Source organism: Psychrobacter sp. CoH-33_TS_01 (assembly GCF_058189395.1).
Genome location: NZ_JBVGQI010000006.1, coordinates 1 through 13,244, shown reverse-complemented (window position 1 = coordinate 13,244; position 13,244 = coordinate 1). Strand labels below are relative to the sequence as shown.

General features: G+C 46.1%; 8 protein-coding genes. 2 read left to right on the top strand and 6 right to left on the bottom strand.

Annotated elements, in window-relative coordinates; all coding sequences use genetic code 11:
- Nucleotides 1-101: 101 nt before the first annotated feature.
- The 6 genes from ACZ2XM_RS10310 to ACZ2XM_RS10285 form a co-directional block, all read right to left on the bottom strand.
- A complete protein-coding gene (locus ACZ2XM_RS10310; protein ID WP_490588954.1) occupies nt 102-902 on the bottom strand; it encodes a hypothetical protein in 801 nt (266 codons plus the stop codon).
- A 204-nt stretch (nt 903-1,106) separates the two neighbouring features.
- Entirely contained in the window at nt 1,107-1,598 is a 492-nt protein-coding gene (locus tag ACZ2XM_RS10305; RefSeq protein WP_490588955.1) for a hypothetical protein, read from the bottom strand.
- Between the two features lie 143 nt (nt 1,599-1,741).
- Entirely contained in the window at nt 1,742-2,458 is a 717-nt protein-coding gene (gene rph / locus ACZ2XM_RS10300; protein ID WP_490588956.1) for a ribonuclease PH, read from the bottom strand.
- 129 nt (nt 2,459-2,587) lie between these two features.
- A complete protein-coding gene (locus ACZ2XM_RS10295) occupies nt 2,588-4,213 on the bottom strand; it encodes an AMP-binding protein (RefSeq protein ID WP_490588969.1) in 1,626 nt (541 codons plus the stop codon).
- 838 nt (nt 4,214-5,051) lie between these two features.
- The gene (locus tag ACZ2XM_RS10290; protein WP_490588957.1) at nt 5,052-6,794 is read right to left on the bottom strand and encodes an AMP-binding protein; all 1,743 of its coding nucleotides are present in this window, start codon (nt 6,792-6,794) and stop codon (nt 5,052-5,054) included.
- A 288-nt stretch (nt 6,795-7,082) separates the two neighbouring features.
- Nucleotides 7,083-8,819: a vWA domain-containing protein gene (locus ACZ2XM_RS10285; RefSeq protein WP_490588958.1), complete on the bottom strand. Its 1,737-nt coding sequence runs from the start codon at nt 8,817-8,819 to the stop codon at nt 7,083-7,085.
- A 668-nt stretch (nt 8,820-9,487) separates the two neighbouring features.
- Here ACZ2XM_RS10285 and parC point away from each other — a divergent pair.
- Complete coding sequence (parC, locus tag ACZ2XM_RS10280; RefSeq protein WP_490588959.1) at nt 9,488-11,782, top strand: DNA topoisomerase IV subunit A; 2,295 nt, start codon at nt 9,488-9,490, stop codon at nt 11,780-11,782.
- Between the two features lie 457 nt (nt 11,783-12,239).
- Nucleotides 12,240-12,806, top strand: coding sequence for a hypothetical protein (locus tag ACZ2XM_RS10275; RefSeq protein ID WP_490588960.1), 567 nt, complete (start codon nt 12,240-12,242; stop codon nt 12,804-12,806).
- The last annotated feature ends 438 nt before the right edge of the window (nt 12,807-13,244 follow it).

Below are 13,244 nucleotides of genomic sequence, written 5' to 3'. Positions count from 1 at the left end.
TGCCAAAAGCCGACTCACTACAAAATAAAAAAGCCCATAGCTATCAAAGTTATGGGCTTTTTTAAGGGTCGCTGTTAAGGGCAGCGCACTGTGACTCTGACTTAAGCCGTCGGCCGCATAATTTGATAAACATGGCTTAAGTCATACACTTTATAGCGGGCCGGCTCATGACGACTTTCTCCGGCATAACTCAAGATTAGCGCTTGGCGGCTCGGTTTATCTACCCAACCAATAAATAAGCCACTGTGCTCGATATCGTTATAGCCATGATTAATATAATACAACCAATCGCCTGAGCGTAACGCCTCGCTATCGGCATAAGGCCCTGCCCGATACGTCCCTTCAAAGACCGTGTCGCGGCTGATTCCGGCGCGCTGAAAAGCGGCGTTTAAATAATCCCAACAGCCGCCCGGCAAGATAGTGCGCTGATCTAACGCCATGACTCTGACCTGACGTAAGACTTGTTGCGCCGCCGGGGTCGCCATAGCTTCAGAGGCTAGCACTACTGAGGCGTGCTCCGGTTTTAGATTATCATACGATTGCATAAAGGCAGGCGTAGTAGCCAATTGTGGAAAGGCTACAGGGGTTCTGGCATAAGCCGTATTTGCAGGAACGATAGTCGCGTTAGATGAGGTAAAAATAGCGGCATTGGCCACAGTAGGCAGCGCTAAGGCCGAAGCTACGGTTAACGCTATCGTTACGGGTGTGAAGAATAATTTAATGGCCGTTGAGCACAACATATCACTCAAGCTTAAGCGCGGGCGCAGGGACTGACTTGGTTTGAATAACCTTGGTGGTAAGGAAGATGCTACAGAATATAACTGAGCCGGTGGCGACCCTGATGTTAAGTCCTGATGACTAGCATTAATTGTGGCATGTACTGCGGTATGTTTTGGTGTCAAACTGACCTCCCTATCCTTGAGTGGTCCGACCTATTGGTCTATGGAAGAATGCTCTCTTAGCAGTGATGTTGTCATACATTGTTATACATAGAGTGCGCTTATAACCTAGCCGCTATGACCTAACTCTGCACACAGCTTTATCAGTTTAAGCAATTTTCCTAGCGTTTAACAGCGCTTTCATACACTTTAATTCCAGCAATCTGCTTAATTAGACTGCATCTTGATATTAGCATTGCGCTTGTTCAATTGCTGACCTCTAAGGATGGCTTGCATCACCTGAGCTTCTTTAGCCGTCTCGAAACCCGTGACCAGACACTTTTGCTCATTATTAACATCTAGGATTAACAGCTCAGTGCCTTCAATCTCAATCTGATCATCCACAGCGATAACGACCCGGTTTTGAGTTCCCAGCGCTTTATGGGTAAACGCACCCGCCCGCACATCGAGCACCCCGCCACGGATCAAATTAGCGGCTTGTTTTTTGAGCTTTTGCCGTTGGCGATTAAAGATAAAACTGCCCACGATTAATAGCGCTAAAGCCCCAATAGCCCAACGTTCAGGCAATAAACTCATGGCCATCGCCACCCCGACCGCGCCAATAAGCAGCGCTGACCCAAACCAAAACAGCCCATCACCGCTGGGTGTGGGCTGTCCTTGTAGGGTGATGTGGGCGCCATGATCGGTTAATTTTAGCATCAGGGTATCCTTGCCTGCAGTTTGTTCGCGACGGAGGTTTTTATAACCCGCCTCCGTCACCACTATGACAGATATTTTTTAGGAGGTGGAGTCTAGCAGCGCACTTATATTCAAACATTAAGCCCGCTGCTAAAAAACCCTACTTACCAGCCCAAGACCGTTTGCTGCATCTTGATCAAATCAGCGATACCGGCTTGTGCCACATCTAGCATTTTATCCGCTTCAGCACGGGTAAAGGGCTTTTCTTCAGCGGTGCCTTGAATCTCAATGAACTCGCCTTTTTGCGTCATGACCACGTTTAGGTCGGTATCACAGCTGGCATCTTCTTCGTAGCATAAATCCAACAAGACTTCGCCATTTTTAATGCCCACAGAGACCGCAGCGACGAGGCCAATTAGTGGATCGGCTTTTAGTTTTTTCTTCTTTTGCAAGGTCTCAAGCGCATCAATCATAGCCACTGCAGCACCGGTGATACTGGCAGTACGGGTGCCGCCATCGGCTTGAATAACATCACAATCCAGATAGATAGTGTTTTCACCCAACTTCGATAGGTCCACCATGGCGCGTAGACTACGGCCAATCAGACGCTGAATCTCTTGCGTACGGCCCGACTGTTTACCACGAGCGGCTTCACGTTGGTTACGGGTATTGGTCGCGCGCGGCAACATCCCGTATTCTGCCGTAATCCAACCTTTACCTTGACCTTTGAGCCAACGCGGCACGCCATTTTCGACACTAGCAGTACACAATACTTTGGTATCGCCAAAGCTCACTAGCACTGAACCTTCAGCGTGCTTGGTATAATTCCGTTCAAAAGTTACGGGACGAAGTTGGTTGAGCTCACGGTTATCTATACGCATGTAAAGCGGTTTCCTATCATTGATTCATTTGTTAGGTCAGTCGTGCCTTAATGCCAATAAAACAGCTATCGCACCAAGGCTTAATGTCGCTATCGTAACGTCATGACCTACTAATAGCAAGGCTGAGAATTACTCTAAGCCTTCCATTTTACGCAATTCTTTACGCAATATTTTACCCACATTAGACTTCGGCAATTCGTCTACGAACTGCACGATACGTGGGCGTTTATAGCCGGTAAGATTCTTTTTACCAAAGTCGAGTAGCTCTTGTTCAGTGACTTCACCTTTTTTTACGACAAAGATTTTAGGGTCTTCGCCGCGGGATTCGCTAGGCACGCCAATAGCGCCACATTCCAACACGTTAGGGTGCTCCGACATGGCCTCTTCGATCTCGTTCGGATAGACATTAAAGCCCGACACTAAAATCATATCTTTTTTGCGATCGACGATTTTGATAAAGCCCTTCTCATCCATAATACCGATGTCACCGGTTTTCAGATAGCCATTTTCGGTAAAGGTCTCATCGGTTTCATCGGGGCGATTTTGGTAGCCGAGCATCACTTGCGGGCCTTTAACACAGATTTCACCGCGCTCACCGATAGGCATCTCATTGCCCTCATCATCGATAAGGATGACGTCCGTATTTGAGGCCGGGATACCGATTTTGCCGGTAAATTCGGCGATAGTCATAGGGTTAAAGGCGACTACTGGCGATGTCTCAGACAAGCCATACCCTTCTACGATAGGCAGGCCAGTAATCTCATGCCACTCTTTGGCGACGCTCGGCAGCACCGACATACCGCCACCGATAGCGGCCTTTAGGTGCGAGAAATCCAATTTTTTGAAAGACTCTTGCTGCACCAAGCCATTAAACAAGGTATTTACAGCCGGTAAGAAAGACGGCTTATATTTATCAATTTGTTTGATTAAGTCTTCTAAATCACGCGGGTTCGGGATTAATAAGCTGTTGTAGCCTTGGTACATCGGGTATAGGCCACACACGGTAAAGGAGAACACGTGGTATAGCGGCAAGGCTGCAAGGATAACGTCCTCAGAGGTCACATCATCTTCAAAGGCACTGGTCATCAAGGCACTGATTTGCAACATGTTAGCTACTAAGTTGCCATGAGTGAGCATAGCGCCTTTAGCGACCCCCGTCGTACCCCCAGTATATTGCAGCAAGGCCACATCGCTTAAGTCCACATCGGGACGGCGATACTTACTGGCAGACACCGCATTTAGGGCTTCTTTAAAGCCCACGCTCTTAGGGATATTGTAAGCCGGGACCATTTTTTTCACGTGGCGGACGACCAGATTAGTGATGGCGCCTTTAAAGAAGCCTAGCATGTCACCCATGCTACATACGATGACGTGCTCAACCCCTGAGGTATGCTCGGCCTCGGTAAAAGTAGTAGCAAAGTTTTCGATAATAAAGAGCGCTTTGGTGCCACTGTCTTCTAGTTGATGTGACAGTTCACGACTGGTGTATAGCGGGTTTACATTGACTAAAGTCAGACCCGCACGAATCACACCTAGCGCGACGATAGGGTACTGTAAAATGTTGGGCATCATAGCGCCCACTTTATCGCCTTTCTCTAGCCCTAACGACTGCAGATAGGCGGCAATCTGGCGGCTATACAAATCTAACTCATGAAAAGTCAGCGAGACGTCCATACAAGTAAAGGCTTTTTTATTGCCATAGCGACTAAAATTGCGCTCAAAGATATCTAATAATGAGCTTTCATCTGCCGGCATTTCAATCTGTGCAGGAATGCCATAACGCTCATAAGACTCTAGCCAAGGACGGTCACTAGGGATGTGCGGTGTCTTTGGATAAGGCTCAGCTTTATAAGAAAATTTGGTGGTAGGCTTACCTTGATCATTGCTGACCGAATGGTTATTCGCCTGTTTATTAGTGGTCGTTGCGTCAGTTTGTGCCGTCATATAAGTACCCAAAAAATTAATTATTAGAAGTAAACTACCTAGTTATTCAGTGTGATGAGGTTACTGTTTTAAGATAGTTTAGCGCTCAGAAGGTACAAACTTCTATTCGCAAACTATAGCCATTATCCTAGCGTCGCCCTATTACGCCTTTATAGAATAATGCAAAACCTTATTAATTACAGTCGCTTTAGGTGAACGTTTGTGAAGCAAAAGTTATTCACGTAAGTCAGCGCAACTGCTATTAGGCCAGCCTTTTTCTTCTTCACATCTGAGTAAAGTAAATAATACCTAGTGTCATCATAAAAAACTATCTTGCGATTAGCCCTCCCTTTATTAGTCATCCGTTCCTAGTTATAAATACCTAGTCATCCATCCACGGTTATCAACTCAGCCTATCTTATAGTCTATATAGTCTTATTAGTGGCAACACGCCTTAATAAAACCCAATAAAAAGGGACAATACTGAGTCAGTATCGTCCCTTTATTTTTAGCGTCTCAATCAAAATCACTCTGCATAAGGGCCGTTTGAGCCCTATTTACAGTAACGCTTCAATCTAGACTTAAGCTAAGGCTAATCCTGCCTCAAACCCATCCTACTTTCTTCTTATAGCTCGCTTCACTTTATAGCTTACTTAGCTCTATAGCCAGCTTATGAAGCCGCTTTTTTCTGCTGGCTCTGTTCTTCGATGACGCGAATCTCTTTACGTAAGATTTTACCCACGTTAGATTTAGGCAACTCATCGATGAAAGCGACATAACGCGGGCGTTTGTAGCCGGTTAGATGGTCTTTACCATACTGTAAGACTTCCTCTTCCGTCAAGCTGTCATCTGAGCGTACCACATAAATCTTCGGCACTTCACCGCTGCGCTCGTCTTCAATACCGATGACGCCACACTCTAAGATTTTTGGGTGTTCCGTCATGACGTCTTCGACTTCGTTTGGATAAACGTTAAAGCCCGACACTAAAATCATATCTTTTTTACGGTCAACGATTTTTACATAGCCGGTATCGCTCATGACGCCGATATCGCCTGTGCGGAAGAATCCATCGCTGGTCATGACTTCATTGGTAGCGTCTTCACGTTTCCAGTAGCCTTTCATAACTTGCGGGCCACGGACACTGATTTCACCGCGCTCGCCCAGCTCTACTTCGTTGCCTGCTTCATCTAAGATGGCCATTTCAGTACCCGGCATTGGCACACCGACTGTACCGGTGAAGTGATCTAAAGCTAGCGGGTTGGCGCTCGCCACAGGAGAGGTCTCAGATAGGCCATAGCCTTGGATGATGACGTTGCCCGTGATTGCTTCCCACTTGGCCGCAGTATCTTTCAATACCGCCATACCGCCACCCATCGATAATTTCAGGTTGCTATGGTCCATTGCTTTAAAGACATCGCTGTTGGCCAAACCGTTAAATAAGGTGTTTACAGCTGGGAAGAAAGCCGGTGGATAATCCTTATAAGCTTTGATTAAGCTAGCCCCATCACGTGGGTTGGGTACCAATAGTCCGAGACAGCCACGGCGTAAACCAAACATGCCGCAGACGGTAAACGAGAAAATATGGTATAGCGGTAAGGCGGTCATAATAACTGGTTGCTTAGGACCATTTTCATACTCATCAAAAGCACTGCCCAAGAAGGTATCGCACTGAATTAGGTTAGCGACCAAGTTTTTATGCGTCAGCATTGCGCCTTTAGCGACCCCAGTAGTACCACCGGTATACTGCAGCATCGCTAAGTCATTGAGGCCGATATCGGTTGGGCGCTTATATTTATTAACGCCATATTTATTCAAAGCTTTTTTGAAGGTTACACTGCCTGAGATACTATAAGCAGGCACCATCTTTTTGACGTGGCGCACGACGGTATTGACCAATAAACCTTTTAGCGTACCCATCATATCGCCCATAGAAGCGATAACGACATGGTCGACCAATTTTTTGCCAATATCTTGATAAGTTTTAGCAAAGTTTTCTACGATAAATAAGACTTTGGCCTCAGAGTCATCCAATTGATGCTCAAGCTCTTTTGACGTGTATAACGGGTTGACGTTGACTAGCACATAGCCTGCGCGCAAAACCCCCAATACGGTAATAGGCATCTGCAGAATATTCGGCATCATTACTGCTACTTTATCGCCTTTTTTCAGGCCAAGCGCCTGTAGGTAAGCGGCAATCTGGCGACTATAGCGGTCTAAATCAGCAAACGACAACTCAGTGTCCATGCAGACGTAAGCGGTTTTTTTGTTATGTTTGACGAAACTTTCTTCAAAGATATCGATTAGAGAAGTATCTTCAGGCGGCAACTCAATGTCGTAGGTCATGTTTAATTCTTGGTAGGTCTTTAACCATACCGGGTCATTACGGCGTATGAGAGTGTCTTGATTGTCCATAATCGTAAAGCTCCTGATAAATAATCTTTTGGCGAAGGGTTATACTTATATAAAAATAAGGAATGATTAGAATGCTATAACACGACAAAGTGTAGCATTCAGGCGATGACACTATTATTCTTTAAGATACACTATTACTACAGTCATACTCAATACATAAAATCAGTACAGTTGTTAACTCTTGCGTTCAATAAAAAGTGTTGGAGCGAAATAAAAGCTACCATGAGGCGAATCCGTTAAGCCCATCTTCATTATAATAGTAAACAATAGTTTGCTTATAAAAAATGCTTATTTTGTCTGCTCTAAAGCACTGGCCAGTTCGGTTAAATCAACAAAGCCACGCCGGATGCCATCGCGATCACTGTTGGCGGGCTGGGTCAAACTTTGCTTGGCCAGCTTGCCACTGTCCGCGTATTGCCAATTATTAATATACTGCCCCTGCCCTAAACGTTGCGCAAACCCTGCCACTGCTACCGCAAATTGCGTGTCGGTATTGGCGCTGCTTAAGGGGTGGCTGCTATTGGCAATAGGCAGGCTGAGCAGCTTAGAATCACCACCTGCAGGTGCCTTATAACGTATTTTGAGATAGCCCAATTCGGTCATATTGGTTTGGGTCGTTTTACTCTCGCTGCTGCCATAACGACGATCGCTATACAGTCCAGGCTTGCCTACTGGCGTCACTTCAAACAGGGCAATGACCGCTTTACCCGCGCCCAACTCGCCAGCATCGACTTTATCATTATTAAAGTCTTCTTCGGCCAGTACACGATTCTCATAACCGATTAACCGCCACTCAGAGATGACACTAGGGTTGAATTCCACTTGGATTTTGACGTCTTTGGCGACGGTATTAAAGGTAGCCGCTAGCTCATCGCTAAACACCTTTTTGGCTTCGGTTAAGCTGTCAATATAGCTGTAATTACCATTGCCGTTATCCGCCATTTGCTCCATCATATAGTCGTTTAAGTTGCCCCGACCAAAGCCTACGGTCGATAGCGAAATGCCTTTATCGCGCTGTGATTTGACCAAATCCAGCATCTCATCGACATCGCTAATCCCCACGTTAAAGTCGCCATCGGTCAGCATGAGAATACGATTAATACCACCCTTCTGCATATTTTCACTGGCTTGCCGATACGCCAGTTTTAGCGCATCTTCGCCATTGGTCGAGCCTGCGGCTTTGAGGCCATCAATCGCGGCTAATATCTTAGACTTTTTATCGCCGGGCGTAGCCGGTAACACCACTTCGGTACGGCCAGAATAAGTGACGATACTAATCGTATCTTGCGCGCGCATTTGTTGCGTTAGTAATTTGAGGGCAGATTGGGCAAGCGGTAGCTTGTCACGGCTGTCCATGGAGCCCGAGACATCGACTAAAAAGACTAGATTAGCAGGAGGCAGGGCGGCATTGGTCGACTTTTCTGACCAGCTATTATCGACGGCTTTAATACCCACTTTGACGATTTTATTATCCTGACCTACTTTGTCCCAAGGCGAGTCAACGACTTCGGTCGCCACCACAAAAGGCGCATTACCGACCCGTTTGCCATCGCTAAATGGATAGGAAAAGTAATTTACCAGCTCTTCCGCCCGCACGGCATCCACAGGAGGCAATTGGCCTTCATTTAAGTAACGGCGGACATTGGCGTAGCTGCCCGTGTCCGTATCAATCGACAAAGTGGCTACCGCTGACTCTGCGGTACGATGCACAGGATTGGCGCTCTGATCTTGATAATTATCGCGGTCTTTCGGTTGCGGAGCCGGCATAACCGGATAGCTGCTGCTTCTAATCAGGCTAGCATCCGCCCTGCTCGCTACTGCTGCGATGACGGGCGCAGACTGGTATGAGGGCGTAGGCTTTGCTTTGACTGGGCTGGATACCGGCTCACTGCGTGCTCTAGTCTCTGCTGAGTTGGGGGTACTACACCCCGCTAAAAATAAGCCAGCACTCACAGCAGTGGCCAAGGCGCTCAGTTGTGTAATCGTTTTTTTATGCCCTAGTCGATACTTTGGCTGTGTGCTCATGCCTTGGTCTCCTACCCATTCGCTTATTTTTATGGCCGTGCTTTTATAACTTAACTTTTATAACTTATGCTCTGATAACTGAGCTTTGATAAATTAACGGTTATATTTGAGCTGTCATTGCCTCAAAGTTATCAATTGGCGACTATGAACCGCCTCTTAGGAATACTTAAAAAACTCCTAAGCCTATCCTTATGTTGTAACTAAAATAGCGGCCAGTTGCAAGGGTTTTTAAGTACAAAAGGCTAGGATAATTTTCATCCCTATTATTAGTAGGACTACTGAGCTTATTTATTACAATCAAGCAATTAATATAGCACCCTAAATCTCATCCTCCTATGGTCTATTGCTACACGCTGCCACTGCTACTTGTTTATAAAAAGCCAGACATTGTTCATAAAAAACCAGTCATAAAAAATCAGTTAAAAAAAACCAAACGAACCCTCAGCATTATCACCACTATTAGCCCGTCCTAAAACGTGGCTCGCCTATAGATTAGCCCTGATATCGGGACAATAAGCGTCACGACCTGTCGTCTATTAGCATTCGCCACTTTTTTATTGCGCCAATATCCTTTACGATAACGCTATCTTATCTTTGCCGATTTGGCCGGTTCTGCCTCGAGTAGCAGGAGCGCCAGCTTACACTTTATACAAGCGAAACTTCTCTCTATGTCTGATGTCATTATTTCTGATACCCCGGATCTTCCCGCCAGCGAACCCATGGATACCCGCTCTGTTGCGGAATTCACTGAGCAGGCCTATTTGAACTATGCCATGTACGTCATCATGGACCGCGCGCTGCCGCATATTTCAGACGGCTTAAAGCCGGTGCAGCGCCGTATTGTCTATGCGATGAGTGAGTTAGGTCTAAAGTCGACCGCTAAACCCAAAAAATCGGCGCGTACCGTCGGTGATGTGCTAGGTAAATACCACCCGCATGGCGATAGCGCTTGCTATGAGGCTATGGTGTTGATGGCGCAGCCGTTTAGCTACCGTTACCCGCTCATCACAGGCCAAGGCAACTGGGGTAGCCCTGATGACCCGAAGTCTTTTGCCGCGATGCGTTATACCGAAGCGAAGATGTCGGCCTATGCCAATACTTTACTGGCGGAGCTCGGCCAAGGTACGGTCGATTGGCAAGACAACTTCGATGGTTCGATGCAAGAACCGGTTACCCTACCCGCTCGCTTGCCCAATATTCTATTGAATGGCACCACTGGTATTGCCGTAGGTATGGCGACCGATATCCCGCCGCATAACCTCAATGAAGTTGTGCGAGCAGCGATTCGACTATTAAAGAATCCTGAGCTGTCGGTCAAGCAGTTGACCCAATCTATTCCCGCGCCAGATTTACCGACCAAAGCGGAAATCATTACCTCGAAAAAAGACCTACAGAACATCTACGAGACCGGTCGTGGCAGCTATAAAATGCGTGCGGTCTATCACATCGATAAAAAAGAAAAAAACCTGGTCATTATCGATGCCCTACCGCACCAAGTCTCCGGCAATAAAATCCAAGAGCAAATTGCCAAGCTAATGACCGACAAAAAACTTCCGTGGATTGTGGATATCCATGATGAGTCGGATCATGAGAATGCCTGCCGTATCGTACTCGAGCTTAAGTCTACCCGCGTCGATGTCGACCGCGTGATGAGCCACTTATTTGCCAGTACCGATTTAGAGAGCAACTACCGCGTCAACATGAACATGATTGGGCTAAACGGTAAGCCACAAGTCAAAAACCTCAAAGAAATCTTAGAGGAATGGCTAGTCAGTCGCCGAGCCGTCGTGACGCGCCGTATTGAATATCGCTTGGATAAAATTGATAAGCGCCTGCACATTTTGGCCGGTCTGTTGATTGCTTATCTGAATATCGATGAGGTGATTCGTATTATTCGTGAAGAAGATGATCCGAAAGCCGTATTAATGGCCGATTATGATTTGAGTGACATTCAAGCAAATGCCATTTTAGATATCCGCTTACGGCAATTGGCTAAGCTAGAAGAAATCGAATTGCGCCGCGAGCAAGATGAACTTGCAGTGGAGCGGGCCACCTTGCAAGAGCTGCTAGACAATCCAGACAGCTTGACCAACCTCATCATTGATGAGCTCACCGCCGATATGAAAGAGCATGGCAACGAGCGTATGTCTACGGTGGTCGAGCGTGATGAAGCAACAGCGCTCAAAGAGTCGGATCTAATCCCTAGCGAGCCGATTACCGCTATCTTGTCACAAGCGGGTTGGATTCGTGCCGCTAAAGGTCACGATGTCGATGCTACGGGTATGAGTTTCCGCTCGGGCGACAGCTATCAAGCGCATGTGCAGGGCAAGTCCAATGAAAAAATTTACATCATGGATAGTACGGGTCGCAGTTATAGCATCGATGCCCACACCCTAGCCTCAGCGCGCGGTCAGGGCGATCCACTAACGAGTGTGCTTAAGCCTGCTGCTGGGGCTAAATTTGAGCAGCTGTTAACAGGCGATAATGAGCAAAAAGTTATTCTAGCTAGCTCACAAGGCTACGGCTTTATTAATACGTTAGGCAACTTAGAAACCAACCAAAAAGCCGGTAAAAACGTTATTAATATTGCCAAAGATGCCCGCCTATTGACGGTCAATGCTATCCCTATCGGTACGAGTGGCAATAGTGAGATGGCAGCCAGTCCCGCTCATGACCAAATCGCGGTAGTGACCTCAGCCGGCTATCTGCTCATCTTCCCTATCGATGATTTGCCGGAACAAGCGCGCGGTAAGGGCAATAAGCTCATCAACCTTAAAGCGGGCGAAGAGGTGCTTGCCGTGACCTCGCTGCATCATGACGATAGCCTGACGGTAACTGCAGGTAAGCGTCATGTCACGCTCAAACCGATGGACTTGGCGAACTACACGGGCAAACGTGGTAATCGTGGTGGTCAGCTGCCTAGAGGCTTTCAAAATGTGACTGCTGTTGAGGTGGCTGAATAGCTGAATTTATCGTCTTAGCACTAGGTCATTGGCACAAGATTTTGCCCCTCCTTTTTAAAAGGAGGGGCAAAGGGTGGATTTCAACCTCTAAATCAAGCGCGTAGGCTGGTGCTTTAGCCTAGCATAGTAACTTTTTAGCCATAGTCACTCTTTAGCCACAGTTGTAGCTATAGACTGCGTTACACCCACCTTGCTCTCATCACTACCTATGGAGTCTTTTATAACCGTGGGTGTTACCCACGCTACGGATTCTACTGACTTAAGACTATTAAGAGGGTACTTTGCCAATACAGTAGGGTGCGTCCCACGCACCTTTTAGGATTAGGCCACTCTACCTAGGCCTACCTTAATTAAAATGTTCTGCAAGTTTCTTACTTAAGATATATAATAAAATTAGTAGGTTATGCTTCAATAACCTCACTCTACAACACTTAATTAAAATAATAAGTTGAGAAATATGAAAATTAAAAATACCTATAAGTTAGCTTCTTTATTAACTTTTTTAATGGTTGCAGGTTGTGCTTCACCAGAGCAGCAGCCAGTTGACTCCTTACAGGTTGAAACACCCGAGGTCATGGAGCAGAATTCAGAATTATCCCCAGTAGTTGCTGAAACAGAAGAAACTCTAATGCCAGTCTCAGCACCAAGCAGTGGCGTCTATAACGAAGATTTTCAGGGTGAAGAAGCTATTGCCCCGCTTGAAATCCAATCTCAAGGTGGGTCAGATTATTATGTAAAAGTTGTTAATGCCGCCACTGATAGAGAGACACTTACTATATATATCAATGGTGGGGACACTGTTGAGGTCGACGTGCCTCTAGGTAGTTATGAGATTAGATATGCTGCTGGAGATACCTGGTATGGAGAAGATGAGCTGTTTGGTCCAGAAACTTCTTATAACAAAGCAGATGATTTGTTTACTTTTTCTGATACGGGCTATCAGATTTCAGGCTATACCATTACTCTATACCAAGTCGTTGATGGCAACTTAAAAACTATTCCACTCGATAAAGATAGGTTTTAACAGTTATAGCAATAATATTGTCATACTTAAGAAATGCAGCATAGATTAATGCTTTATTTGCAAAAGTCAGTAAACATTTGGCTCCAGTAAATGGCTTGGTTTTTGTAGCGTGGGTAGCACCCACGGAAGGAAATAGTCATATCAGCCAATACCCTAGATTTGCCGAGTAAGTTGGCGCTTTAGCCCAGCAAAGTCAACCCATACAGTTAGACAGTTAGACAGTTAGACAGTTGCGTTTTAAGCATAGTGCGCTTTTGACGCACCTTCTAAAGCGCGATGCTCTTCTTACCCTTATCTGCAATAAAAAATTTTTATATAATTCAGGCAATAAAATCGGTGGGTTACGCTTCGCTAACCTCACCCTTGTATCTTGATTGATGATAAATCTCATGAGTTATTGGTACAATTTATCATCGAATCACGAGCATTGTGAGCGTG